At 60.4% G+C, this 25,546-nt stretch carries 22 protein-coding genes; 10 read left to right on the top strand and 12 right to left on the bottom strand.

The features are described from left to right. Positions 1 to 70: 70 nt before the first annotated feature. The 3 genes from BGO89_04385 to BGO89_04375 all read right to left on the bottom strand — a co-directional run bounded on the left by BGO89_04385 (position 71) and on the right by BGO89_04375 (position 2,742). Positions 71 to 343, bottom strand: a complete 273-nt coding sequence (locus BGO89_04385) for a hypothetical protein (GenBank protein ID OJX60808.1) — start codon at positions 341 to 343, stop codon at positions 71 to 73. Between the two features lie 76 nt (positions 344 to 419). After that, complete coding sequence (locus BGO89_04380; protein OJX60807.1) at positions 420 to 1,109, bottom strand: hypothetical protein; 690 nt, start codon at positions 1,107 to 1,109, stop codon at positions 420 to 422. Further along, a complete protein-coding gene (locus tag BGO89_04375; protein ID OJX60806.1) occupies positions 1,060 to 2,742 on the bottom strand; it encodes an energy-dependent translational throttle protein EttA in 1,683 nt (560 codons plus the stop codon). Before BGO89_04375 ends, BGO89_04380 begins: the two co-directional genes overlap by 50 nt. A 97-nt stretch (positions 2,743 to 2,839) precedes the next feature. On the opposite strand from BGO89_04375, the gene BGO89_04370 reads away from it, so the two are divergent. Then, on the top strand, positions 2,840 to 3,199 hold the full coding sequence (locus BGO89_04370; GenBank protein OJX60805.1) for a hypothetical protein: 360 nt from the start codon (positions 2,840 to 2,842) through the stop codon (positions 3,197 to 3,199). Between the two features lie 14 nt (positions 3,200 to 3,213). Continuing rightward, on the top strand, positions 3,214 to 3,843 hold the full coding sequence (locus tag BGO89_04365; protein OJX60804.1) for a hypothetical protein: 630 nt from the start codon (positions 3,214 to 3,216) through the stop codon (positions 3,841 to 3,843). On the opposite strand, the gene BGO89_04360 is transcribed toward BGO89_04365, so the two are convergent. The 5 genes from BGO89_04360 to BGO89_04340 form a co-directional block, all read right to left on the bottom strand. Next, positions 3,791 to 4,756 carry a hypothetical protein gene (locus BGO89_04360; GenBank protein ID OJX60803.1) on the bottom strand — a complete coding sequence of 322 codons (966 nt, stop codon included), beginning with the start codon at positions 4,754 to 4,756 and terminating at the stop codon, positions 3,791 to 3,793. The genes BGO89_04365 and BGO89_04360 overlap by 53 nt on opposite strands. A 40-nt stretch (positions 4,757 to 4,796) precedes the next feature. Continuing rightward, positions 4,797 to 8,606, bottom strand: coding sequence for a hypothetical protein (locus BGO89_04355; GenBank protein OJX60802.1), 3,810 nt, complete (start codon positions 8,604 to 8,606; stop codon positions 4,797 to 4,799). 76 nt (positions 8,607 to 8,682) lie between these two features. Continuing rightward, the gene (locus BGO89_04350) at positions 8,683 to 9,450 is read right to left on the bottom strand and encodes a hypothetical protein (GenBank protein OJX60801.1); all 768 of its coding nucleotides are present in this window, start codon (positions 9,448 to 9,450) and stop codon (positions 8,683 to 8,685) included. A gap of 3 nt (positions 9,451 to 9,453) precedes the next feature. After that, positions 9,454 to 10,650 (bottom strand): 8-amino-7-oxononanoate synthase, encoded by a 1,197-nt coding sequence (locus tag BGO89_04345; protein OJX60800.1) that lies wholly within the window; start codon positions 10,648 to 10,650, stop codon positions 9,454 to 9,456. Between the two features lie 21 nt (positions 10,651 to 10,671). Further along, the gene (locus tag BGO89_04340) at positions 10,672 to 11,169 is read right to left on the bottom strand and encodes a YajQ family cyclic di-GMP-binding protein (GenBank protein ID OJX60799.1); all 498 of its coding nucleotides are present in this window, start codon (positions 11,167 to 11,169) and stop codon (positions 10,672 to 10,674) included. A 74-nt stretch (positions 11,170 to 11,243) separates the two neighbouring features. Between BGO89_04340 and BGO89_04335 the strand changes: the two genes are divergently transcribed. The 8 genes from BGO89_04335 to BGO89_04300 all read left to right on the top strand — a co-directional run bounded on the left by BGO89_04335 (position 11,244) and on the right by BGO89_04300 (position 17,478). Further along, a complete protein-coding gene (locus BGO89_04335; GenBank protein ID OJX60798.1) occupies positions 11,244 to 12,812 on the top strand; it encodes a hypothetical protein in 1,569 nt (522 codons plus the stop codon). A 3-nt stretch (positions 12,813 to 12,815) separates the two neighbouring features. Beyond that, positions 12,816 to 13,454 (top strand): carbonic anhydrase, encoded by a 639-nt coding sequence (locus BGO89_04330; protein ID OJX60797.1) that lies wholly within the window; start codon positions 12,816 to 12,818, stop codon positions 13,452 to 13,454. A gap of 57 nt (positions 13,455 to 13,511) precedes the next feature. Beyond that, positions 13,512 to 14,345, top strand: a complete 834-nt coding sequence (locus tag BGO89_04325; GenBank protein OJX60796.1) for a hypothetical protein — start codon at positions 13,512 to 13,514, stop codon at positions 14,343 to 14,345. Continuing rightward, a complete protein-coding gene (locus tag BGO89_04320; GenBank protein OJX60795.1) occupies positions 14,332 to 14,934 on the top strand; it encodes a hypothetical protein in 603 nt (200 codons plus the stop codon). The genes BGO89_04325 and BGO89_04320 overlap by 14 nt, the downstream gene beginning before the upstream one ends. Then, positions 14,927 to 15,310: a hypothetical protein gene (locus BGO89_04315; GenBank protein OJX60794.1), complete on the top strand. Its 384-nt coding sequence runs from the start codon at positions 14,927 to 14,929 to the stop codon at positions 15,308 to 15,310. Before BGO89_04320 ends, BGO89_04315 begins: the two co-directional genes overlap by 8 nt. A gap of 15 nt (positions 15,311 to 15,325) precedes the next feature. Continuing rightward, positions 15,326 to 15,985, top strand: coding sequence for a hypothetical protein (locus BGO89_04310; protein ID OJX60793.1), 660 nt, complete (start codon positions 15,326 to 15,328; stop codon positions 15,983 to 15,985). 81 nt (positions 15,986 to 16,066) lie between these two features. After that, a complete protein-coding gene (locus tag BGO89_04305; protein OJX60792.1) occupies positions 16,067 to 16,423 on the top strand; it encodes a hypothetical protein in 357 nt (118 codons plus the stop codon). Continuing rightward, the gene (locus BGO89_04300) at positions 16,420 to 17,478 is read left to right on the top strand and encodes a hypothetical protein (GenBank protein OJX60791.1); all 1,059 of its coding nucleotides are present in this window, start codon (positions 16,420 to 16,422) and stop codon (positions 17,476 to 17,478) included. The genes BGO89_04305 and BGO89_04300 overlap by 4 nt, the downstream gene beginning before the upstream one ends. On the opposite strand, the gene BGO89_04295 is transcribed toward BGO89_04300, so the two are convergent. The 4 genes from BGO89_04295 to BGO89_04280 all read right to left on the bottom strand — a co-directional run bounded on the left by BGO89_04295 (position 17,466) and on the right by BGO89_04280 (position 25,498). Beyond that, the gene (locus BGO89_04295; GenBank protein ID OJX60790.1) at positions 17,466 to 19,817 is read right to left on the bottom strand and encodes a hypothetical protein; all 2,352 of its coding nucleotides are present in this window, start codon (positions 19,815 to 19,817) and stop codon (positions 17,466 to 17,468) included. The genes BGO89_04300 and BGO89_04295 overlap by 13 nt on opposite strands. Before the next feature lie 181 nt (positions 19,818 to 19,998). Next, positions 19,999 to 23,193 (bottom strand): hypothetical protein, encoded by a 3,195-nt coding sequence (locus tag BGO89_04290; protein ID OJX60789.1) that lies wholly within the window; start codon positions 23,191 to 23,193, stop codon positions 19,999 to 20,001. Then, the gene (locus tag BGO89_04285; protein OJX60788.1) at positions 23,190 to 23,717 is read right to left on the bottom strand and encodes a hypothetical protein; all 528 of its coding nucleotides are present in this window, start codon (positions 23,715 to 23,717) and stop codon (positions 23,190 to 23,192) included. Before BGO89_04285 ends, BGO89_04290 begins: the two co-directional genes overlap by 4 nt. Positions 23,718 to 23,719: 2 nt before the next feature. Then, positions 23,720 to 25,498, bottom strand: coding sequence for a hypothetical protein (locus BGO89_04280; protein ID OJX60787.1), 1,779 nt, complete (start codon positions 25,496 to 25,498; stop codon positions 23,720 to 23,722). Between the last annotated feature and the right edge of the window lie 48 nt (positions 25,499 to 25,546).

Below are 25,546 nucleotides of genomic sequence, written 5' to 3'. Positions count from 1 at the left end.
GAATCAAACGAAAAAAGCGATCCGGTCGGATCGCTTTTTTCGTTTTGTCTTCGTCTGATGCTCCGGTGGCTCAGATGTCGTCCGCGAACTCGTCGAGGTTCGTGTCCGTCTCGAAGGGCGTCCCGAAGTCGTCGTCGTCGAGGGCACGGGCTTCCATGATCTCGCGGGCGAATTCGAGGTCGTCTTCGAACACCATCACGCGGACGCCGTCCGAGGCATGCATGGACGGGAACTGGCCGCCACCGTCGTCACGCACGATACGGTGATCGATACCGGCATCCTTCAGTTGTGACGCCAGCAACTGCGCTTCGAGGTCATTGGCAAATGTTGCGAGCAATATCATCGTCGATCTCCGATTCTCAGGATACAGGCCAAAAACACCAAACGGTCGATTCGGTTACTTCGGGCCGTCAAAAAGTCTACTTGCCTGCAGGTTTGTCGAGCTTGATCCTGCCGTCACGTACCATCTGCTCGGCCGTCGTGTTCACCATTTCGAAGGTCTTCTGCTGGCTCGCCAGCTTGACAGGGGCATCGGTGGTCTTGAAGCACCAGATGATGAGCTGCCTGTCGTTGGCCAGATACTCCACCTTTTCCTTCTCGGTATTCGCGATGGCTGCCTGCTTGTAGAACAGCGTGTTCAGCCTGGTACGGATGTCCTGCGGCAAGGTCTCGGAGAACTCCAGCATCACCACCGTACCGCCCTTGTCACCTGTATAGACCTGAGACAGTTTCTTCGACGGTTTGCCGAGGCCGGGAACGACGGACGACGGATCGTTGTAGAGACCTGTGACGGTCTTGTCGTCGGCCGAGAAGACTTTGCTCATCGACACACCCTTGGGAATCTCGCTCCCCGTCAGCGGCAGCTTGTCCAGCGGCAGGAGGATATCGCGACGCAGGTTGCTGAAGTTGTACCGCGTGGTCTTCGTGGTGACCTTCGTCGTATATCCGGGAGGCGCCTTGAAGCTGGGCAGGGTCAGGCGGCTCGGCTGCTGTTGCGGCGCAGCAAGCATCAGGGCCGTCAGCAATATGGATACGGTCATGACGATACTCTCCTTGCGCTCATTCGCGGGTAAGCTTCCGGTACGTGATCCGGTGCGGACGTTCCGCATCGGTGCCTAAACGACGATGACGATCCTCTTCGTATTGCGAGTAGTTGCCTTCGAACCAGACGACGTCGCTGTTGCCTTCGAAGGCCAGGATATGCGTCGCGATACGGTCGAGGAACCACCTGTCGTGGCTGATGACGACGGCACAGCCGGCGAAGCTCTGCAGCGCTTCTTCGAGAGCACGCAGGGTATTGACGTCGAGATCGTTCGTGGGCTCGTCGAGCAGCAGGACGTTGGCGCCTTCCTTCAGCATCTTGGCGAGGTGGACGCGGTTGCGTTCACCACCGGAAAGCTGGGTGACCTTCTTCTGCTGGTCACTGCCGGAGAAATTGAACCGGGCGACGTAGGCGCGCGACGACATTTCGCGATTGCCCAGGGTGATGATGTCGGCACCGTCGGAAATCTCTTCCCAGATGCTCTTCTGCGGATCCAGCGGCCGGTTCTGGTCGATGTAACCGAGTTTCACGGTATCGCCTACGGTGAAGGAGCCCTTGTCCGGCTGCAGCTCGCCGACGATCATCTTGAACAGCGTCGTCTTGCCCGCACCGTTGGGTCCGATGATACCGATGATACCGCCAGGAGGCAGCGAGAACGTGAGGTTCTCGTACAGGATTTTGTCGCCGAAGCTCTTCGCGATGCCGTTGGCGTCGATGACGAGGTCGCCGAGACGCGGCCCTGCCGGAATGAAGATTTCCATCTCCTCGTTGCGCTTGACGGTTTCCTCGCTGAGCAGTTTCTCGTAGGCCGAGATCCGGGCCTTGCTCTTCGCATGACGTCCCTTGGGATTCATGCGTACCCATTCGAGCTCTTCCTTCAGGGCCTTCTGGCGCTTGCTCTCCTGCTTCTCTTCCACTGCAAGGCGGGCCGACTTCTGGTCGAGCCATGACGAGTAATTGCCTTCGAACGGAATACCGTGGCCGTTGTCCAGCTCGAGGATCCAGCCTGCGACGTTGTCGAGGAAGTACCGGTCGTGCGTCACGGCGATGACGGTGCCTTCGTAGGCGTGGAGGTGCTGTTCGAGCCACGAGACGCTTTCGGCGTCGAGGTGGTTCGTGGGTTCGTCGAGCAGCAGGACGTCGGGCTTCTGGAGCAGGAGGCGAACCATGGCCACGCGACGCTTCTCGCCACCCGAACATACGCTGATGGGTGTGTCGCCAGGCGGACAGCGCAGGGCGTCCATGGCGAACTCCAGCTTGCTGTCGATGTCCCATGCCCCAAGGTGTTCGATCTTGTCCTGGAGCTTCGCCTGCCGCTCGAGCAGGGCATCGAAGTCGGCATCGGGATCGGCGAACTGCTCGCTGATCGCATTGTATTCCTTGAGAAGGCCGACGGCTTCGACGGCGCCTTCCTCGACGATTTCCTTGACCGTCTTGGTGGGATCGAGCTCGGGCTCCTGCGGCAGATAGCCGAAGGAGACATCCTTGTTCTTCGTGATCTGGCCCATATAGTCTTCATCCAGACCGGCGATGATTTTCAGCAGCGTGGACTTGCCGGCGCCGTTGAGACCGAGGACACCGATCTTGGCCCCGTAGAAGAAACTGAGGTAGATATCACGCAATACCTGCCGGTTGGGCTTGTAGACCTTGCCCACTCCGACCATCGAGAAAATGATCTTGTTCGGTTCGACTGCTGCCATGTAGACGATGCTTTCTGAATGTAGAGACACAAAAATACGAGCAACGGCGTCACCTGGCTCCGGAAGGGCATCGGCCCCCACCATCATATCTTGCGGCATGAACACCCTGCTGCGCCTCGAAGAACTGGCCGAATTCCTCGTCGCCAGCTTCCTGTTCTTCCAGCTCGACTGTCCCGGATGGTGGTATGCCGCGCTGATCCTCGCCCCGGACCTGGGAATGATCGGCTACCTGGCATCGCCACGCATCGGGGCGGCGACCTATAACCTCCTGCACCACAAGGGGATCGGCGTGGCCCTCGCAGCGGTCGGCTGGTTCCTGGAATCCACGCCACCGATGATGGCCGGGCTCATCGTCGTGGCCCACGCGGCGCTGGACAGGACGATGGGCTACGGACTGAAATACGATGACGATTTCGCTCACACGCATCTCGGATGGCTGAAACCACGACGATCATGACAGAACAACGACACATGACCTGGTCAGAAGTGCTGGCGGACGGCAAGGAACGGCAGACACTGTTCGCGACGCTGGCGGGAATCGCCATCGCCCTGTTTTCGTACACCCGTTTTCTCCGCGCAGTGGAAGCCCGCCAGGGCGTCAGCTTCATCGATCCGGTCCACGCCCTCGCGGGTCCGATCGATCTTACCTGGCCCATCTTCCTCGTGCTGTACGGCGGTCTCATCCTCGCCATCGCCGTGCTTGCGCGCAGGCCCCTGGACCTGCTGGCGGCCATGCGCACGTATACCATCCTGATCGTGATGCGGATGGCCTGCATGTGGTCCCTGCCGCTCGATCCACCACCGACGATGATCACGCTCGCCGATCCCTTCGTGGAGACGTTCACGCCGGGCAGTGCGGCACTGACGCGCGATCTGTTCTTCTCGGGTCATACATCGATCCTCGTGATGATGGCCCTCATCGTCCGCACGCGCCGTCTCCGCATCGTCTTCGGTGCGTTGGCGACGGTGATGGCCGTGGCCGTCACCTTGCAGCACGTCCACTATACGGTCGACGTGCTGGTGGCTCCGATGGCGGCATGGCTGGCGGTTACGATCGCCGGAGCCCGTCCGACAGACCGGCAAGCACCTCGGCGATCATGATGGCGGCGAGCTTGGCCGTACGTCCATCGATGTCGAACGACGGATTGCACTCCACCACGTCGAAGACCCTGAACTGCGGAAGGCCTGCAGCCCTGCGCAGACATGCCCCCAGTTCGGCGGGCACCATCCCGTCCGCTCCGGGTGCGCTGACGCCCGGCGCGAAGGCACTGGCGAACGCATCCATGTCGAGAGAAACGTAGAGCGACTCTCCCGCTCCGGCCCTGGAAAGGGCCTGATCCCATGCTTCGCCGAATCCTTGGCGACGTACGTCGTCGAGCATCATCACGTGCATCCCACAATCCGTCACGAAGGCCCGGTGTGCCATCGCCACGGCATGATGCTGCAGCCCGAACTCGACGAAGCCACCCTCGACGATCGCAGAGGGCGATGCCGTGAGCATCTGACGAAAAGGCGAACCCGAATGTGCACGCGCCTCGTCCTTGAGGGGACGTACGTCGGCGTGTGCGTCGACATTGATGACGCCATACGGCTTGCCGACGGTATTGAGGGCATGGATGGTAGGCCAGGCGGTGTCGTGTCCGCCCCCGAGTACGATCGGCACGTAGCCGCGCTGGAGCAGGTGAGCCACGACGTCGTGCTGTTCGTCGTGGATCTGTTCGAGCGTCTTTCCGTCCGTATCGATGTCTCCGACATCGGTGATGACGAGCTGTCCGCTACGTACCACATCGACGATGTCCGACGTGGCGAGACGCGTCAGTGCACGACGGATATGGAGCGGCGCTGCGGCGGCACCGGCACGGCCCCCATTGCGTTCCACGCCGATATGCTGGGGAACGCCGACGATGACGGCTACACATGCCGCAGTATCGGGAACGGCGTCGGATCGGGTAAGGAGATCGCCGATGCGAGGATCGTCGGCATCGTTGCTGCGAAAGATGGCCTCCTGCTCCACAGGGAGCAGGAGGCGTCGAGTCCGTGCTGAAGGCATGATGCTAGTGAACTACTGAAAATGGTGTCGATACGGTTACGGCCATCGATTCGAACGTCAGATAATACATGCCGGCCGCGAGTGTCGGCGGCAACGGCAGATGGAACTCGCGGGACGTCACGACGGCGTCGAACAGTGTCGCGGCATCGCGTCCCATGGCATCGCGCACGACGACGCGGCCACGATGTCCAGCCGCACGCTCGTCGAGTACGACGATGGCTTCACCCGTACCGATGACGGGATTCGGAACGACGCCGACCTCGGCGTGCATGCGGACGATGTCGTCGCCCGCCACGCTCGTCGGATCGCCGGCCGTACCGACGAGACGCACGGACTTCACGGGCAGTCGCTGATCGTTGGAATAGATGCGCAGACTTCCGGACGTGGTGCCGTCATCCGGGCGCATGAAGGATACCTTGATCGTCATGGTATCGCCGAAGGCCAGATCGACGTTGCGCAGGGCCGGCGTCACCGACACGATGTCGAAGTGGTTGCGCACGCTGGCGATGTTGATGCTGTCGATGTGCAGTCCTTCGCTGTTCTGCGGCGTGACGCGCATCTCGCGCTCGACGGTCGTGTTGGCAGGAACGGGACCGAACCTCAGCGTATCCGCCGTCGCCACGATCGTCGGCTTTGGACCGACGCGGAACTGCATCCATGCACTGTTGCCGAAATCGGGGTTGAAGGACTTCAACGTGATGTTCCGCGAACGGAACGTCAGCGAACCCGATCCGAGCTGATCGCGCAGGAACCAGAAGTCGAGCCCGTATCCGAGTTTGTTCACGAGTTCGAACTCGTAGCACCCGTCTTCCAGCGTATAGCTCAGATCGTAAAGCTTGTTACTTTCGAGATTACTGCCGGACGCCACCACGGTACCACCGATGCGTCGCAGCTCCCATTCGTACTGTTCGCTGGCCGAGTTGTTCGTGCGCAGTTGTATCTCGAAGTCCGAATACCAGAGCGGAGGCATGGAGAACGACGTCGTGGCCGTATCGTTTCCTGCATAGTCGTCAGCCACTCCGTTGGGCGACGATACGACGGCCACGAAACGATGCGGACCGACTTCCTTCGGCCATACGGGAACGGGAAGCGTCACCGTGTCCATGCTCATGAAGGGGAGATCGCCGCGCCATTCGTACGTCTGCACGGCACCACCCTTCGTACCGTAGGTGATGGTGCACTTCGTGAGCGGCATGCGACCGTTATTGCGGATGACGATGACCGGCTCTCCGCAGACGGGATTGAGCCGACCGTAGAACTCCCACGAATTCGGTGCGATGACGTCGTAGACGGAAGCGTCGTTCTCATGATTCGCACGACCGTATCCGAAGAGCTGGCCGCAGACGATCCAGTTGCCCCAGGCACCGCCCGTCGTGTCGGATTCGATGCCATAGTCGAGTCGTACGGTACGTCCCGGAGTCATCCAGGGCGTCATCTCGAAGTCGTATTCGTCGACGGGAGCACCGGGGCACCATCCCGTCCGATCGATCAGCCACGTGCCCCCCTGCGGGAAGACGGGATTGGAACCGCATTCCTTCCACAGTTCCCATTCGGCGCGCTTCGTACCATCGACGGTGATGGAATGATGGCGCGGACAGAATTCCGCGCAGTTCGTCGAGTTCGAGAAGCCGTGTCCGGACGAACGCGCCTTCATACGGAAGGTCTGGGCCTGGGAGGACAGCGCTACGTCCACGGGCGTGAGTGCCGTACCTTCCACGACTCCGCGATATCCGTAGTCGCCGAGGTCCCATACCTGGTCGATCTGCACCACGTCGCGTGGCGGCGTTCCCTTGATGAAGATGAAGGTGAGATCGATCAGCTCCTGCTGATTACCGGCCGACAACGTCACGTTCTCCCTCAGCAAGGGCGCATAGTCGGTGACGTCGTACACCCAGCGGAAGCCTTGCGGTCCGAGATCGAGACCGATTCCGTAAGGCGTGATATAGCGGCCGATTTCGAAGGTGACGACCGGACTGTAATAGATCTTCTGTGCATTGACGAGAGTGTCGACACGTCCGGTACGGCGTGTGGAATCCACGACGTTGCCGTTTTCGTCGAAGGTGCGGACCCATCCATCGGCTGGAATCACCGTCAACGTATCCGTTGCGGCGACGGGATACTGCAGCGAGTCGACTGGATAGATGCGCGGACTCGTCGGATTGCCGTAGACGATCACGTCGGTCTGGTCGAGGGGAAGGTTCACTCGGACGCGTGTCGTGTCGTTACGCCGGGTGAACGTTCCCTGCTCGAAGCCGATGTTGGCGCGGCTTCCGGGGTCGCGTCCACCGATGACGATCGACGTCGCATCGACGGGCATCGTCACGGGCATACCGAAGACCGATGCATCGTTGCGCTTGCCGCTGCGATCGACGAGCCGTCGATCACCGTTGTCTCCGAACGACGGATACCATGCCTGCAATGCCGCAGTATCCGCGGGGGACGGTGTGCCGTTCATCAGCGTACGGATGGAGGCGGAGTCGAGTGCCTTGTTGAAGACGGCGATCTGCATGAGATCTCCCGGGAAGGCGCCACTGGTTCCGTTGCCGACGATCATGCGCGTGATACCGCTCATCGAACGTGTGAGCGATTGTCCCTGATGGAAGAGCGAGCCGTTCAGATAGACCGACATCTGTCCCGTCGTGGCATTCTTGACGAAGGCCCAGTGATTCCATGTGCCGGACCATGACGACGGCACGGCATCCTTCTCGATCCGGTCCACGTTACCCGTCGACGGATCGATACCCGCATCCCAGTAGACGCGGCTGTTGCTCCAGGGAAGATGGACGTTCAGCACGCGACGGCCCTGGACATCGTAGGCTTCGAACAGATTCGATTCCCGTGGCTGGCGGCGGGAGTCGCCCCTGCACCACATCGCGACGGTAACAGCATTCGATAACGACTGTCCAACGGCACCCGGCAGCGCCACTTCGTCCACACCGTCGAACGTACCTGCCACCACCGATGCCGTCATGATGCGGGCAAGGCCCGCAGGTACGTTTTCGCCGTTGAACCGGCCATCGAGTGTGGAGCCCGCACAGGACCAGTCGAGAACGATGTCCGATGTCCCGTCCCATGTGAAGGACGTATGGAAGGGCAGCCACCGCTTGCCCGCCACCCCAAGATTGACCGTCGCACCGCGGAATACCGCCGTGAAGGGTCTGGCATCCGGACGCAGCGTATCGAGCACGGCATTACGCTCCTGGCGAAGCCGGATCACCAGATCCGACACCACGCCCGAAGGCAGGGCGACGTCGATACCGAGGCCGGTGATCGCACCTGCAACGATACCGGCATCCTTGAGCTCGGATGCCCGCCACACGTACTGTATCCGTGTGGGCCTGCGATCGGCGAGGCCCGACATGACGGTGGTACCGGATTTGACGAAGGATTTCTTCACGTTCTGCGAATCCGTGCGGACCGTCGTGATGTCCGTGACGCGCAGCAGCTTGTCGGCTTCCACGGCGGCGCTCTGTCCGCCGGCATAGGTCAGGGTCGGAGGTGCCGTCCTGTTCACGCGGAAGGATGGCCATGCCATGCGGGTCGAATCGAATCGTCCCGTGGAATCCGTCAGCGTCGTATAGGTAAGGTAGTCCCACTCGCCGCAGGGGAATCTGTCCTGCGTCGTGCGTTCGTCGCACTTCAGCGTGTAGTACATCAGCACTTTCTCGTAGCGCTGGGCGGGCGGGAACAGCCACGTACCGGTTCGTTTGGTGATGTCGTTGAACGTGAGCGTCTTGACGACGATCGTATCTCCGGCCCGGATCGCCGGAGCTGTCGACAGGCATATGATCAGGAACAGTAGCAGACGACGCATGATACCTCCACCCTCTCTGTTGATGGTGGAAGTTACGAATTGATCACGCCTTGCGCCTATCGGGAGATGCAATCCGTCAGTGACGGGCGACGCCGCCGTCCACGTTGATGGTCTGTCCGGTGATGATGCCCGAGGCGGGCAGGGCCAGGAAGGCCACGACGTTGGCGATGTCTTCCGGCTCGTCGGCGCGATGTACAGCCTGCGACGGCAGGATGTGTTCGAGGATGGTGGATGACGTCGCCGAACTGTCGGCCGACCGTTGCGTGGCGGTGAGGCCCACGGAGATCGTGTTGATCGTGATGCCGTACTTCCCTATCTCCGAGGCAAGGGAACGCGTCAGACCGATGACGCCCATCTTGGCCGTGACGTAGTGTGTCAGATAAGGTGTTCCGAGCCACACCGTGTCGGACGACAGGGTGATGATCCGTCCGAACCCTTCGCGCTTCATGTGCGGCAGTACGGCACGGATCGTGAGGAAGAGCGAGTTGAGCGTCACGTCGAGCGTGCGTTTCCACTCCTCGAACGACAGCAGATCGAAAGGTTCTTCGGAATAGTGTCCGACGTTGTGCACGAGGATGTCGATACGGCCGAAGCGCTCGATGGCGGCGGCCACCATCGTCTCCACATCCTTGGGTCTCGTGACGTCGGCACGCAGGCACAGGGCTTCGGCACCGATGGCCTTGACGGCGTCGGCGGTTGCGGTGGCATCGGCGATGTCGGCGATGACGATGCGGGCGCCTTCTTCGGCAAGGCGTTCGCAGAAGGCGCGACCGTTACCGACGGCCGCGCCCGTCACGAGAGCTACCTTGTCCTTGAGGCCGCGCTCGAACTTGTTGATCTGCATGTGTTACTTCTGGAGGATACCGAGTTCGATGCCCACTTCCTGGAAGATGTTCAGGATGGCGTCCAGATGCTCGTTCTCGTGCGTGGCCATGTAGCTCGTACGGAGCATCGACAGGGTAGGCGGTACTCCCGGCGGTACGAAGGCATTCACGAAGACGCCCTTGTCGTAGAGCTTGCGCCAGAAGAGGAGCGTCAGTTCCACGTCGCCCAGCACGACGGGAACGATACCCGTGTTGCTGTCGATGACCGTGAATCCGAGCTCCTTGAAGCCCTTCCGCATCTTGTCGGCATTGGAGATGAGCTTCGTGATACGTTCGGGCTCCTTCTCCAGGATGTCCAGGGCCGCAAGGGCCGAGGCGACGCTGGCCGGCGTCGGCGACGCGCTGAAGATGAGGGCCGGCGAATGGTGCTTGAGGTAGTTGAGGACGCGCTCCGGACCCGCCACGAAGCCGCCCAGCGAGGCGAAGGTCTTCGAGAACGTACCCATCGTGAGGTCCGTCTTGCCCACCATGCCGAAGTGGCTGGCCGTACCGCGGCCGCCGACGCCCACCACACCCGTGGCGTGGGCATCGTCGATCATGATCCTGGCACCGTACTTCTCGGCGACCGGCACCATCTCGGGCAGGTTGACGAGCTCACCGCTCACGGAGAAGACACCGTCCGTGACGATGAACTTCCCGGCATCGGCGGGAATGCGCGCCAGCACACGCTCGAGATCCTCCATGTCGTTGTGCTTGTAACGGACGAATTCGGCGAAACCGCCCTTGGCGAGCAGGCAGCCGTTGATGATGCAGGCGTGGTTTTCCTTGTCGGAGATGACGTAGTCACCCTTCTGCACCAGACCGGAGATGACGCCGAGGGCCGTCTGGTAGCCGGTGGAGAAGAGCAGGACGTCTTCGTATCCGAGGAAGGCGGCCAGTTTTTTCTCGAGTTCGATATGGAGGTTGATCGTTCCCGTGAGGTAGCGGGAGCCGGAGCAGCCAGTACCGTAGCGGTCGATGGCGTCCTTCGCGGCCTGCTTCACGCGCGGATCGGCGGTGAGGCCGAGGTAGTTGTTGGATCCGGCCATGATGGTCTTGCGACCTTCGATCATGACCACCGGTCCTTCGTTCTCCTCGATCGGGCGGAAATAGGGATACAGACCCGATGCCTTGACTTCGTCGGCACGGGTGAATTCGATACACTTCTGGAACAGGTCCACGTTTGATACTCCGATGGATGGTCAGCGCATGTTTTCGAACTGGACGGGGAAGCCCAGGTCCGCGCCGCGGACGAGGGTCATCACAGCCTGCAGTTCGTCCTTGTCCTTACCGGTGACGCGGACCTTTTCGTCCTGGATCTGGGCCGTCACCTTCAGTTTCGAGTCCTTGATCAGCGTGGTGATCTTCTTGGCATCTTCCTTTGAAAGACCGTTCTTGAGGCCGACGACCTGGCGGACCGATTTGCCCCCCATCTGCTCCGGTTTCTGCTCGTCGAGGGCGAGAACGGAGATGCCGCGTTTGATCATCTTGCTACGCATGATCTCGCCCGCGGCCGTGATGAAATGCTCGCCATCGGCTTTCAGGATGATCTGACGCTCTGTTTTCATGAGCTCGATCGTGCAGTTGGAGCCACGGAGATCGTAACGGTGTTCGATCTCCTTGCGAGCCTGGTTCACTGCGTTGTCGGCCTCCTGGAGGTCCACTTCGCAGATGATGTCGAAGGAATAGCTTGATGCCATAGGGAGACAAAGTTACTGAAAGGGCATATCACACTATATACGGCTGAATAATCCTGCCTGTGTATCTTGACCGTATGGCATTCTTTTCTATCCCGACATTCGCATCGGCCAAGCGCGACCTTCCCGCTGGTCTGGTAGTATTCCTCGTTGCCCTTCCTCTTTGCCTGGGCATCGCTCTCGCATCGGGTGCACCGGCCTTTTCCGGGATCATCGCCGGAGTCATCGGCGGCCTCGTCATCTCCTTTTTCTCGGGCTCCGAACTCAGCGTCAGCGGTCCGGCCGCCGGCCTGGCCGTCATCGTCGCTACGGCGATAGGGAAGTTCGGCACCTTCGAGACGTTCCTCATGGCCGTCATGTTAAGCGGTATCCTGCAGATGCTCATCAGCTTCCTGCGAGCAGGCTCACTGGGCAACTACATTCCCCATGGCGTGATCAAGGGCATGCTGGCGGCCATCGGCATCACGATCATCATGAAGCAGATTCCGCACGCACTCGGCTACGACAAAGGCTTCACGGACGAAGAACAGGCCTTCGCCGGTGCGGACTGGGTCCATATCTTCACCGATCCCTTCCACGCCGTACAGGCCTTCCACCCCGGTGCCGTCACCATCGCCCTCTGCTCCCTGGCCATCCTCGTCCTCTGGGAACTCAAGGCGATAAAGCGCCAGAAATGGACCGGAATCGTTCCGGCGGCCCTGATCTGCGTCATCCTGGGCATCGCCCTCAATGCCGTCTTCGGCTCCGTGGCACCCAGCATACAGCTCCTCGGCTCGAACGACCACCTGGTGAATCTGCCCGTGGCGGACAGCCTGATGGGGTTCTTCGGGCAGTTCACGATGCCCGATTTCTCGGCCGTCACCAACCCTCTCGTTTGGCAGACGGCACTGACCATCACGGCCATCGGCAGCGTGGAAACATTGCTGTCCATCGAAGCTTCGGACAAGATGGACCCCGAGAAGCGTATCTCCAACTCCGACCGTGAGCTGCTGGCCCAGGGTATCGGCAATACGATCAGCGGCTTCATCGGCGGCCTTCCCATCACGTCGGTCATCGTGCGTTCCTCGGCCAACATCTATGCCGGAGGCCGTACGCGCCTGTCGTCGATGGTCCATGGCCTCCTCCTGCTGCTCAGTGTCCTGCTCATCCCGGCCCTGCTGAACATGATCCCCCTGGCCTGCCTGGCCGCCATCCTGCTGGTCGTGGGCTACAAACTGTCGTCCATCAAGCTGATCCGCACCACCTATCACGAAGGATGGAGCCAGTTCCTGCCCTTCATCGTGACCACGGTCGTCGTCGTCGCTACGGACATCCTCGCCGGCGTGGCAGCAGGCCTGCTCGTGAGCATCTTCTTCGTGATGAAGTCGAACCATCACGCGGCATTCTCCATGGTCAACGACGGGAACTCCTTCCTGCTGCGTTTCAACAAGGACATCTCCTTCGTCAACAAGACGGCACTGAAGCGGCACCTGCGTTCCGTTCCCGCAGAATCGTCCCTGATCATCGACGGTGCCAAGGCACAGTATATCGATCATGACATCTACGAAACGCTGCACGACTACGAACTCTCCGCAACGTTCCGGAACATCTCGATCGAACTTCATCACGTTCACGGGAAGGAACGCCCGTGGCGAAACAAAGGATAACGGATGGAATCTTACAAGCGCTTACTGCTGAACAACAAGGCCTGGGTGCAGGACAAGCTCAATCTTCGTGAGGACTACTTCACGCGTATGAGCGAGAACCAGAAACCCGACTTCCTCTGGATCGGATGCTCGGACAGTCGCGTCCCCGCCGAAGATATCACCGGCGTGGAGCCGGGCGAGATCTTCGTCCACCGCAACATCGCCAACCTCGTCATCCATACCGACTTCAGCGTGCTCAGCGTCCTGCAGTATGCCGTCGAAGTCCTGGAAGTCAACCACATCATCGTCTGCGGCCACTACGGCTGTGGCGGTATCCGTACGGCCATGTCCAGGAAGAACCTGGGCCTGATCAACAAGTGGCTCCGCCACATCAAGGACGTCTATCGGCTGCATGCCTCGGAACTCGAGAGCATCACCGACGAACAGATGCGCTACGAGCGGCTCGTGGAACTCAACGTCATCGAACAGGTACAGCACCTGGCGGAGATTTCCTTCATCCAGCGCTCGTGGAAGAACAAGAAGCGGCCGATGGTTCACGGCTGGACCTACGACATCCATACGGGATATCTCAAGGATCTGGTCACGCTGAACCCCGGGGACATGCCGCACGACATCTACATCTACGACTTCGAAGACGAATAAGTACGACGGGAACGGGGATTCACCGCCCCGCCCCAATCACCACACTGGACCGGTGTCATGCGATTACCGACGTACGTCCTTGAGGGAGGACGCTCCGGACGCGAACGCCTTCGGCTTCTGGCCGGTACGATGCGCCCCCTGACCCTGACATTCCTCGACAGCCTGCACATCCGCCCCGGCGTCCACTGCCTGGACGTCGGCTGTGGAGGCGGTGACGTGAGCCGTCTCCTGGCCGAACGCGTCGGCATGGAGGGCAGCGTCACGGCCGTCGACGCCGATGCCGACATCCTCGCCATCGCCGAATCCGAAACGACGGGCGAAGCCGCCTCCATCGTCCGGTTCGTCCATGATGACGCCACCCGCTTCGTGACGGAACGTCGCTTCGACGTCATCTATGCCCGCTTCTTCCTGTCGCACGTCCCGGATCCGGCAGCCACACTACGACATTTATACGGTCTTCTACAACCCGACGGCATCCTGGCCGTCGAAGACGTATGGTTTCCCGGCCATTTCTGCTGGCCACCGAGCGCGGCCTTCGAGACCTACGTAGACTGGTACCGCCATGCGGCCCGGGCCCGCGGTGCCGACGCCGACATCGGCATCAAGCTGCCTGCCCTGTTCTCCGGAACGGAGCTCACCGATATCCGACATCAGATGCTCATACCATCATTTCGTACTGGGGAGGAAAAATTCGTGACGTTACTCACGCTCGACCGCATTCGGCAGTCGGTACTTGTAACAGATATCGCCGACGATCGTTCATACGCTCGCCTTTACGACGAGCTGGAGGCTCTTACGCAGAGCCCCGATTCCACCGTCAGTATGGCACCCGTCATGCAGATCCACGGAAGACGTCCCACGACCACCGGAAACAGCCATGTCTCCCTTTGAAGACTCCGAACTCGTACGCCTGTACAAGGAAATCAACGAACGCCGCAACCGGATGACGGAGCTGCTCCGCGAGCGTGCCGCCATGTCCATCGACCAGTCCTACCGGTTCGCCACCGGCGAACGGACGGATGTGACGCTGGACGAACTGTTCGACGGACGCAACGATCTTATCGTCGTTCACAACATGGGACGTGGATGTCCGTATTGTACCCTCTGGGCCGACGGCCTCAACGGAATCCTGCCGCATATCAGATCCCGCGCAGCAATCGTCCTCATGAACGGCGACAGCCCCGACGTTCAGAACGAGTTCGCTTCGTCAAGGGGATGGTCCTTCCGGATGGTGTCGGACGCCGAAGGCCGATTCACGGAGGATATGGGCTTTTCGACTCTCGACAATCAGAAACGTATGCTACAGCCTGGGTTTTCCACCTTCCACCGCAATGCCGACGGTACCATCGTACGCGCCGGTACCGATGCATTCGGACCGGGAGATTTCTACATGGGCATCTTCCCGATGTTCGATCTCCTCAAGGACGGACAAGCCGGCTGGCATCCCAAATACACTTATAACGAGGAACATCATGGATAATCCACATGCAGTGAGCTGGTTCGAAATTCCCTGCACGGACTTCAAACGGGCGACCAAGTTCTATAGCGCCATGTACGACCAGCCCTTGTATACATCCCGCATGGAATCCAAGGCCGGCGACCACGACATGTGCTTCCTGCCGCGCGGACAGAACGGTGTGGGCGGAGCCATCACCAACGACTCCCACAACACGCCCGGAACGCTCGGCGTGGTGATCTATCTGAACGCCGGACAGAATCTTCAGCCCATGCTGGACCGTGCCATCGCGGCCGGTGCCACCCTGCTGATGAAGAAAACCAAGGTGAACGAAATTGGCTACATTGCCTTCATTACCGATACCGAAGGCAACAAGATCGGGCTCCATTCCGAAAAGTAACCGGGCCGGCTCCCAATGCTCTCGCAACACTACTTCGACTTCTTCGCTGGCCTCGAGCGCAACAACTCCAAGGAATGGTTCGATGCACACAAGGCCGAGTACGAACGCCACGTCAAGGTGCCGTTCCGCGACCTCGTCGCCGCCCTGATCGAAGCCGTCCGTGAACGTGAACCGGATCTCCACATAGAGCCGAAGGATACCCTCTTCCGGATCAACAGGGACATCCGGTTCTCGAAGGACAAGTCGCCGTACAAGACGCACATGGGAGCCATCATCTCGAAGTATGGCCGCAAGTCCGAAGGATATCCCGGCTTCTACATCCATGCGGAAGCGACGGGTGGCTATGTGGGCGGAGGGGTCTACATGCCGGACAAGGAACGGCTGTCCATCATCCGTGAAATGATCGCCGACGATCCCGCGGCCTTCAGGAAGCTCATCGGGGCGAAGCCGTTCGTCAAGCACTTCGAGTCGATCAAGGGCGAGCGGAACAAGATCGTGCCGGCGGAATTCAAGGAAGCCGCCGCCGCCGAACCGCTCGTCGCCAACAAGCAGTTCTACTATATGGCGCCGGTGTCGCCGGAGATATTCATGCGCAAGGACGCGGTGAAGGCCCTCATGGCCTACTACGATGCCGCTCGCCCTCTGCGGGAATATCTGGCGCAGGCATTCGAATAGCGCCTGGACGATGCGGACGATACATCTCACCGATACGACGAAGACGATTACCCTTTTCCATTTCACTCTATGAGGTCGGTCATGGGTCGCGTTGTCCATTTCGAAATTCCGGTCGAGAACTTCGAACGCTCGATGGATTTCTACCGGAAGGTATTCGGCTGGAACTTCCAGCCCTACGGTGAAGACTATATCTTCGCTTCCACAGGCAAGGAAGGCGAAATGGGTATCGACGGTGCGCTGATGAAGCGCACGCCGGAATCCTCGCGCGTCACGAATGCCATCGGCGTCGCTTCCATCGACGAAACGATCGCCGCCATCGAAGCCAACGGCTGCAAGATCGTCGTCCCCAGGATGACGGTCGGCGACATGGGCCATCTCGCCTACTTCGCAGATCCGGACGGCAACGTCCACGGCATCTGGGAGCCCATCCAGCAATGACGACCATCATCGGTCTGATCCGCACCGGCTATGAACACTGGAACGATGCCCGTGCATTGTTCGAGGCCGGATTCGAGCTGGAGGAGCGTGCACGGGTCGATCTGGCGGAACTGTTCCTGAGGAGGAGCATCGAGCTCGATCCCGTCGGCAATCCCGGCGCCTACATCGCCCTCGCATGGGCGCTGCAGCGCAGTAATGCACCGCGTGAAGACGAAGCTGCGGCAATCCTCGACGAAGCATTGGCCAGAACGAACGATCCGCTCGTACGCACATGGCATGCCGCTACGCGTCCGTCGCCGGACGAAGCCAGACCGTTGTTCGATGCGATCCTCGCGGACGCTTCCTTCGAGATCACGATGTCCGTGGCGAACGGCCTGATCTGGCAGGGCGAGAACGATCGCGCCTGGGAACTCATCCGCGAAGCACGTACGGAAATCGGCTCGGTGGAAGATGCGGAAGCGCTGGCATCCTATATCGGCACCCTGTGCGCCCTGCATCGCAGTGGCCAGGCGAATCTGGACGAGCAGGACGTGGAGCCGTTGCTGACGCAACTGCAACGACTCGATCCGGAGAAGTTCGCCACGTATTCGCTCGCCATCACCTACTATCGCGTGCTCGAGGACTGGCACGGCGCACTCCGCGTTACGGAAGTGGCCCTGTCGGCCATGCCCGACGAAGAAACCATGATGTGGAATCGTGGCGACCTGTTCGTTCGCCTCGGCGACGACGTCCACGCCGAACAATGGTTCCTTCGTGCCATCGGAGCCAAGCACACGTATTCGTCCGCACGCATCAGCCTCGCACGACTGTACGAACGGACGGGCCGTGTGGACGACGCCGTGGCCATCGCCCGCGAGATTCCCCGCACGAATGCCGACTTCCTGTTCGGTCATTTCGCTGCAGGCGGAGTGCTATGGCGCGCAGGACGACATGAGGAAGCAATGGAAATGGCCCGCGAGGCAGCCGACAAGCTGCCACCGTGGGCCATGAACCGTATCAGGAGTGACGAATCGCTGAACGAACTGTATCAGCGATTGTCTGCTCAGAAGCTGTAGGTGACCGTCGCCGTCGCCTGGCGACGCAGCATCGTACCACCGAAGATCTCGTAGTGGTAGTTGTCCAGCAGGTTGAAGATGTTGACGCTCACGCGCAGATCGTTCATCACGTAGACGCCGGCATTGAGGTTGACGACGGTATAGGATGGTACGCTGCCTTCGAACAGACCGGCTATCCAGCGGAAGCCTTCGACATACCGAACCATGATGCCGGCGTCGAACTGATTCGGACGGCTGTATTCGAGACCGATGTTCACGCGGTTCTTCGACGTGTTCGGCAGGATCTTCTGCGAGGGAACGTCGTTTTCACGGACGTTGATGTCCAACCATGAATAGTTACCGGTCAGCAACAACTCGTTGGTGACGTAGTAGTTCACTCCGAGTTCCACACCGTATTCGTCGACGACGGCGATGTTCGTGGGCGCGATCACCAGTGCGGGACCACCTTCGTACGTCGCGAGACGGGACATGAAGGCGGGGTTGATCTTGCCGAGTTCCGCAGCCAGCACAGAATCACCGATACGGTTCAGTCCGGCATCACCGGTGTTGGAGCGGATGGGCGCATAGACCGACGGAGCGAGACCGCCGAGCGGTGCCGAGATGAGATTCTTGCGCTGGTTATAATATGCATCCACCGTCACGAAGATATCCTTGTTCACCTGGCCCTTGTATCCGAGCTCGAGCGACAGGGCCGTCTCAGGCTTCAGATCGGCATTGCCGAGATTGAACTGACGCACTGCCGTACCCAGATTCAGGTTGGCATCCACTTCACGTCCAGCGGCCTGCGATACGGCTGCGTTCACGAGCGAATCGACGCGGGCGAGATTGACGGGCAGACCTGCGGGCGAACGGCGATAGAGGTCCGTATAGCTCGGACGCAGGAAGGACCTGTTCAGCGTCAGACGGAACGTCTGCTTCGCGATCGGCTCCCACACCAGTCCGACCTTCGGGGAGAACTGCGTGGAGAATAATTGCGAACCATCGACGCGCGCCGCGACCACGGCCGAAAGCGTCGGTACGATGCGGTATTCGAGTTGACCGTAGGCGCCATAGAAGTCGGCCTTCACGCGATCGGGGCTGATGAGCGACACGGCATCGCCCTGCAGCGGCGAGCTCACGTCCTGATGCTCCGCCTGCACTCCGAAGATGTAACGGAGATCACCATCCATCGCCGTGTTGTTGTACTGGGCATCGATACCGAGAACGTCGGAAAGTTCGAGCGACGTCGCAGCGGCATTGAACACCAGTTGGGCGTTCGGCGTATTCCGGCGCTGCCACAGACCCTGGACATTGATGTGCTCGGAGTTGTAGGCCAGACGTGCGAAGGGCTTCTCGACACGTTGTACGAGCAGGCGTCCCGTCTGGTTGACGTACATCTCGTTACCACTGGCGGAGAATCCGCCTTCGAGAACGAGACGGCTGGTGGGGTCGAGGTCGTAGTCCAGGCGTGCCGTCCCCACGTAGAGGAACGGACGACGCTGTTCGTCGGTGAGCGGTCGTACGTCGAAGGACAGTCCCGGATATTCGAGACCGAGGTTGGGTTTCGACGAATCGCGCATGCGCGACGTCAGCGAATAGTTCAACTGATGCGATGCACCGAGATTGATCTTGTACGCGAAGTCTCCGAACGTGCCGGCATGGCGGATGGATGCGCGATACGTTTCCCATTCGCCACCGGTCAGGCTGATGCGCGTTCCCTGTACGTCACGCGGATCGGTGGTACGGATGTTGACCACGCCGTTGTAGGCGTTCTGTCCGTAGAGTGCCGATCCCGGACCCCGCACCACTTCGATGGAGGCGATGTCGGAAAGGATGCTGGACATCGAGTTCCACTCGTTCAGGTTGATGAGCGGTGTGGAGGGGTCGCGTCCGTCGATCAGGACGAGCGTCCGGCGGTTGATCGAATTGTTGAAGCCACGGGCATTGACGTTGAAGTCGTTCGATCCGGACTGGACGACGTCCACGCCGGGCATCGTTTCCATCGTCTTCGCCAGGGAGCCGTGCGACGACGCACGTTCGAGCTCCATCGGCGAAACCGTGCTGATGGCGGCCGGAGCTTCCGTCAGCTTCTGCGCCCTGCGGGCGGCGCCGTAGACGATGATGTCGCCCACGTTCTTCGCCGTCGACGTCACCGGGATCGGACGTTCGTCGGGTGCCGCCGTACCCATCCTGCGTTCGACGTCATTCCATCCCATACCGGAAATGGTCACGGTGACGGAGTCGCCCTTCACGTTGGAAATACGGAACCAGCCATCGTCGTTCGTGAATGCCGACAGCTTCTGGGCCTTGACCCTGGCTCTCACGCCGTAGATCGGCTGGCCGGTCGTCGCATCGATCACTCTCCCCGATACGGTACCTTGTGCGAACAGGGCTGCCGAAGAGCATACCAGTGCAAGTACCGATAGTACCAGACGTTGCATATATCTTCCTGTCTCGTGTGTGCAATATTCCGACCAGTCGGTCGGGGTGCAAACATAGGAAGATATGTCCGCCCGGTCCCTATGGGCCGGATGGCGAGGATCATCGATCGATGATGAAACGCAGGGTGAAACGTCTGTCCGGTGAAGCGAGGACGGCGATGTATACACCTGACGGCAAATGACTTAGATCGACTTCACGCCGAATGTCGGCCGGAACGTCGGCAAATCCGGCCGTACGACCGACGATGTCCACGATGTTGACCGTACCCCCCATACCGGCGGTGACGACGAGCCGGTGATTGGCCATATCCACGAACATGGGTCGGGCGGTCTCTCCGGCTTCCGATACCGAAACCGACCTCATGCTGCCATGGAGGGCGATATGCAGGGGAACCGCGCAGGAATCGAGGAACAGATCCAGACTTCCCTCGATATCTCCCGTACCCGTCACCAGGGATGGCTTCAGCATGATGTCGATATCGAGCGGCCGTGTCCTCCGCACATCCTGTCCGGGGCGGACACTCGTAACGAACGGGCCTTCGATATCGACTCCTGTGATCACGCCGGCCGGAAGAACTTCGGTATCCGTCGCGATCGTCGTCATTCTGCGGATGTCGGCATCGCTCGTCGACGTCAGTTCTCCGAACTCCACGACATCGTCGTGCCGATATGGGGCCGTGATCGCGGTAATGCGAACCGGCATGTCGAACCTACGTTCGCATGAGGATGTCGTGAACGATACCGCCAGCGTATCCATCGTGATACCTGCGGGCAGGACAGAACGGAAGAGGGCGATGAAGCGCACGTCGGCGCGTGCAGGGATTCTCACACGACCGTCGGGAAGCGTGAAGGTACCCAGTCGACTGCCACGGACGGAGGTGATGACGGCGTCGGCGGAAGAGGTATTCGCCACGCCGATATGGACCGACCGTGGGGATTGCCCTGTGCACTCTATGTGCGTACCGAAGTCGGTGACGTCGTCCGAAGGAGACACGCTACCCGCCGTACCAGCAACGAGAACCGGAACGGTACGTCCGCACGCCGCATCGGTGAACCAGACCGTATCACGAATCTGCCTGGTCGTCGTCAACCGGATCGTGACGGGCATGGTCAGCGCCGCTCCCGGCACGATGGTCGCAGGCAGCATCGACGATGTCATGACGGTATACCTGGACTTCGTCGTATCGATGGCGATCGTCATCGTATCCGCACCGTCGTTCCTGATGACGATGGTACCGGGGAAGGTGTCCTCGCATGCAGACAATGCGGGGATCGGGAGGGCGGATGGTGTGACGGTGTATCGGATATCGTGCACGGGAATCGTGTACTCGGTCGTATCCGCGCAGCCGCTGATGTCCGTCACCACCACACGGTACGTCATGGTCGCATCGGCAGCGACGTCGAGATAGGGTGTATTGGTGACGAGCTTCCGTCCGTTCTCGAACCACACATAGGCGAGCGGACCGAGTCCAGACAGCACACTCGTCCTCAACCTCACCATCTCACTCCTGCATGCTTCGGGCAGATCGTTGATGGTCACGACAGGTGCGGGTCTGATGATGACATGCATCGTATCCGCATCGACACAACCGTTGGCGTCGGTGGCCTGCACGATGTAGTCCCCGTTCATCGCAGGTACCGTCGTGAAGGTCGCACCGATGCTGTCCTGCATGGCGTCGCCCGCGTACCACCGATACGTGAAGGGCGGCATGCCGGAATTCGTCGATGCGGAAAGGCGCAGTGCACTTCCTTCGCACAGCATCTGGTCCGCGCCGAGCGATACGTCGACGGGGGGATTCACCGTAACGACGACCGTATCCTTCACGGATGCGTTGTACTGATCGCGTACTTCGACGATGTAGACCGTCGTCGCCACCGGGTTCACGATCGGCATCGATGTCGCCGAGCCCGTCATACCCGCTGCAGGTGACCAGATGTACGTATACGGTGCCGTGCCACCCGTGACCGTCGCGCGCAGCGTCACGGCCGCACTGCCGCAGACCGCGGTATCGCGTCCGGCATCGACCGTCATGTTCGTCGAAAGTCCGACGCATACCGCGTTCCGCAGTTTGCCATCCATCAGGGCCACGACGCGCGGATGGAATTCGAGCGACGTTCCCTTGTTGGTCAGATGGCAATAGCTCATGATGGTACCGAGCACCGGCTTCGTACCCGCATAGCAGTTGCCGCTCTCGGCGGCCACGCACGAGTCGATGGGCGGATTCCATGTACACGAATGCGTGTGCGGCGAGCCTACGTTGTGTCCGAGTTCGTGCGACGTCACATCGGTATCCCACGCATATCCTGCGGCGGGATAGTCGATGTTGCTGTTCAGGCCAGACACGCCATAGCCCCACGTCTTGCTGCAGAGTGCATCCAGGTAGGCGATGCCACCGATGCGGTTGACGCCCGACAGCAGATGGGCCAGCGTACGGTCGACGCCCGTCCTGCTGGTACGCCACTCCGCACGGAATTGTACGAGCAGATCGTCCGGAGCGATACCGGGATACGGATCGTTCGTCGTCCATATATCCAGTTGTCCGATATAGAGCGTGGCCGACACGTCGCGCTGGTAGATGTCGCTCGATGCTGCGATCACGGCCTCGGCATACTCCGTGGCCCGGTTCACGTTCTGTCCGTGATCCTGATAGTATTCGTAGTCTCCCTCAAGGGCGAGCTTGATCCTGCGCAACGTCGCCTGCACGCCATCGCCGCCCGATTTGCCGTTCGGTACCGTACGCGTCGGTTCTGCCGTCCCGCATATCCAAGGCTGCGGCTGCACGGCATACCGCTCGTCGTAGACGATCATGGTGGCCGGGCGATGCTCGACGGACAGAGGATTGACGAGATATCGCTGCATGGCCGGGCCGTTCCACATCGTGACGTATCCGATGCAGTAGCCGGTGAAGCAGGACAATACCACGTTCGAACGCGGCATGCCGTCGACGGTACCACGCAGAAGCACACTGCCCGGCCGGGTCAGACGTTGCCGTCCGTTCTTCGTACGCGCCCATACTTCGGTCTCATCGTCCATCACGGAGAACCGCTCCAGGTTCAGGACGACGTCACCGCGTTGCGGCAGTGACACCGACATCGTCATGGACGCACCCATCGGAAGACTCAGGGCCTGGGCGAAACGTTCGTCGTCGATCGTCGCGAACGATGCCGGATGTTGTCCCTGGAACGAGGATGGCTTCGAGGTCGGACGCAACAGAGGCAACGTGGTGGGCGTCTGCGCGAACGATACGATGACGGACAGCGGCAGGAGAACGGACAGGAGGTAACGCAGCTTCATGGTTTCGCTCTCACTGCGGCAAGGATCTTTGGAATATCGAAGTACGGGGCCGTGGCATGGTGTTCGAGCACGACATGCGCATCGTTGAAGACGATCGTACTGTGGAGTTCGGTCACCGAACCGTCGCGTTCACGTATGCGGGCTCCGATGGCATCGGCCACCGCACCTGCGGTATCGGAGTACAATCCGATCACCGCCGTGTCGAGGTCCATCGACACCATCGTTTCACGGTTCTCTTCCGGCAGATCCTCACAGACTGCCACGACGTAGGCGCCGGCCTCGTGCAATATCGCGGCGGCATCGCCGAGAAGACGTATCTGTCGTATGCAGTGCAGGCATTGGTTGCCGATGTACCGTACCAGGACGACCGGACGACCTTTCAGCAGCGCATCGACGGATACGACGTGGCCATCGGCCGCGGTGACGTGCAGGGCCTTCACCTTGTCCGCTATCTGCGCATGGAGATGTCCATGCATGCACGACGATGCCGCGATGACGATCAGGATCGTGACCAGCAGCTTCATGGTTATCGTACCAGGACGAGTTTCGTCGTTTCGCGATAACGCGGACCGTTGGTGACCATCACGTAGTAGGTACCGGCCCCGAGTTCATCGAGTTCGAGCGTCGCGAGCTCGCCATCGGCCGCATCGACCTGCTTGACGAGAACCATCTCGCCCGTGATATCCACCACGCGAATCGTCGTCTTCGTACCTGCGAGGAATTGCGGCAGCCGCACCTTCACGGTGCTGAAGCGACCTGCGACGGGATTCGGGAATAGCTCCGGCGACTGCCACGGCTGCGTTTCGTCGACACCTACCAGCGGCTGGATGTCGATGACCTGCATCATGCCCCAGTCCTCGTGCGCGAGGAAGTGACAGTGCAGAACGGTCTTGCCGTAATTGTCGTCGATCCGCATACGGACCTTGTACGTCGATTGCGGCCGGAGCAGCAGGACGTCGTGCCATTCCGGTACTTCGAGCGGAAGGCCGTTGTCCTCGACGAGCTGGAATTCGTTGACGTGGATGTGGAATGGATGGAAGTCGTCGCTCACGTTGCGGATCGTCCATTCCTCCACATCGCCCACGCGCAGCGTCATGTTCACGACGTCGTGGTCGTAGGGCGTGCTGTCGATCAGGAAGGATCGCGTGATGATCGTCGGATCCTCTCCGATACCGCTCATATCGCCGATGCTGAAGGTCAGCGTTCGCGTACCGGTGATCTCCTCACTGCGGATGTCGCCGCCCGTCATCGGAGCCGGCAACGTGAAGGGAACGTAGGGCGTCATCGCTTCGCCTGCGACGACGATCTGGATGAGGTCGCGGGTTTCGACGGTTCTGAAGGACCTGTCGAGTTCGCGCATGACCAGCCAGTACGTTTCGCCCTCGACGATGTCCGTCGGAGCCTGTAGCAGGACGTCCGAACGCGATCCTGGTACGACGGTGACGGCCGGCATCGTACGTGCGCCGGGAAGGTAGAGTCCGTCGACGGCGATCTCGAACTGCGGTATGGCGATGACGCCATCCGGCGAGCGCTTCTGTACGAACAGCATGACCTGGCTTTCGTTCGTGGCATTGCACAGACGCAGGCGCTTCGTTTCGCCCGGACGCATCGTGAGCTTCGCTTCGTGCATGCCATTGACGAGGATCGGCGTCTCCTTGCCGGCGATCGGCGTGAACGGATTCGTCAGCCGCGTAGGATAGGGCATCGTATTGGTCAACGAGTCATAGAGCAGGGACTGGAAGACCATGACGACGTCGTCGAGTGCGAGAAGACCCGGCTCGGCGACGGCAGGATCGTCTTCGACGATGATCATGCCTGCCATGCCGCTCATGACCTGGGGCGAAGTGGACGTATGATGGTGCGGATGGTACCAGTACGAGCCGCTGGCGTGGTCCCTGCCGACGGCGACGCTGTAGTCGAACCTCTCGCCCGGCTTGATGGCGAGCAGGACGTTGTCCGAGCTGTCACGCGGCGAAACGTTCAGTCCGTGCGTATGCAGATTCGTCGTGTTGATGCGTTGGGGATAGTTACCGAGGCTGGCACTGTCTTCGTCCGGATTGGGCGGCATGTCGTTGATCAGACGGACCTTGATGGTGTCTCCGGCCTTTATCCTCCACGTCGCGGACGGGAGCTGGCCGTTGTAGAGACGGGTCGAGAGCGTGGTCTCGCCGAGTTGAAAGGGGCTGAGGGCGCAGCGGAGCTCGGTGCGGAGTACGCCACCTTCAGGCCGGAGTTCGGCCGGTTCACGCAGCTCCTGTCGCTGTGCTTCGGCCGTCGCACTGCCGACGACGGCGACGAGGATCATTCCAGCAAGAGTACGTAGCATTCTTGCCATTACGGCCCTTTCGGATTC

This window comes from Candidatus Kapaibacterium thiocyanatum (assembly GCA_001899175.1).
In the GTDB taxonomy this organism is placed as follows: Bacteria; Bacteroidota; Ignavibacteria; order Kapaibacteriales; family Kapaibacteriaceae; genus Kapaibacterium; species Kapaibacterium thiocyanatum.
This window is presented reverse-complemented; position numbering and strand designations above follow the sequence as displayed.

Bases quoted from the DNA above. Each gene is read 5' to 3' on its own strand.
- BGO89_04300 (OJX60791.1), top strand. From the start codon at position 16,420: ATGACGACCATCATCGGTCTGATCCGCACCGGCTATGAACACTGGAAC.
- BGO89_04305 (OJX60792.1), top strand. From the start codon at position 16,067: ATGGGTCGCGTTGTCCATTTCGAAATTCCGGTCGAGAACTTCGAACGC.
- BGO89_04340 (OJX60799.1), bottom strand. From the start codon at position 11,169: ATGGCATCAAGCTATTCCTTCGACATCATCTGCGAAGTGGACCTCCAG.
- BGO89_04385 (OJX60808.1), bottom strand. From the start codon at position 343: ATGATATTGCTCGCAACATTTGCCAATGACCTCGAAGCGCAGTTGCTG.
- BGO89_04285 (OJX60788.1), bottom strand. From the start codon at position 23,717: ATGAAGCTGCTGGTCACGATCCTGATCGTCATCGCGGCATCGTCGTGC.
- BGO89_04320 (OJX60795.1), top strand. From the start codon at position 14,332: ATGTCTCCCTTTGAAGACTCCGAACTCGTACGCCTGTACAAGGAAATC.
- BGO89_04370 (OJX60805.1), top strand. From the start codon at position 2,840: ATGAACACCCTGCTGCGCCTCGAAGAACTGGCCGAATTCCTCGTCGCC.
- BGO89_04310 (OJX60793.1), top strand. From the start codon at position 15,326: ATGCTCTCGCAACACTACTTCGACTTCTTCGCTGGCCTCGAGCGCAAC.
- BGO89_04315 (OJX60794.1), top strand. From the start codon at position 14,927: ATGGATAATCCACATGCAGTGAGCTGGTTCGAAATTCCCTGCACGGAC.
- BGO89_04350 (OJX60801.1), bottom strand. From the start codon at position 9,450: ATGCAGATCAACAAGTTCGAGCGCGGCCTCAAGGACAAGGTAGCTCTC.
- BGO89_04380 (OJX60807.1), bottom strand. From the start codon at position 1,109: ATGCGGAACGTCCGCACCGGATCACGTACCGGAAGCTTACCCGCGAAT.
- BGO89_04280 (OJX60787.1), bottom strand. From the start codon at position 25,498: ATGATCCTCGTCGCCGTCGTCGGCAGTGCGACGGCCGAAGCACAGCGA.
- BGO89_04325 (OJX60796.1), top strand. From the start codon at position 13,512: ATGCGATTACCGACGTACGTCCTTGAGGGAGGACGCTCCGGACGCGAA.
- BGO89_04330 (OJX60797.1), top strand. From the start codon at position 12,816: ATGGAATCTTACAAGCGCTTACTGCTGAACAACAAGGCCTGGGTGCAG.
- BGO89_04290 (OJX60789.1), bottom strand. From the start codon at position 23,193: ATGAAGCTGCGTTACCTCCTGTCCGTTCTCCTGCCGCTGTCCGTCATC.
- BGO89_04375 (OJX60806.1), bottom strand. From the start codon at position 2,742: ATGGCAGCAGTCGAACCGAACAAGATCATTTTCTCGATGGTCGGAGTG.
- BGO89_04365 (OJX60804.1), top strand. From the start codon at position 3,214: ATGACCTGGTCAGAAGTGCTGGCGGACGGCAAGGAACGGCAGACACTG.
- BGO89_04335 (OJX60798.1), top strand. From the start codon at position 11,244: ATGGCATTCTTTTCTATCCCGACATTCGCATCGGCCAAGCGCGACCTT.
- BGO89_04355 (OJX60802.1), bottom strand. From the start codon at position 8,606: ATGCGTCGTCTGCTACTGTTCCTGATCATATGCCTGTCGACAGCTCCG.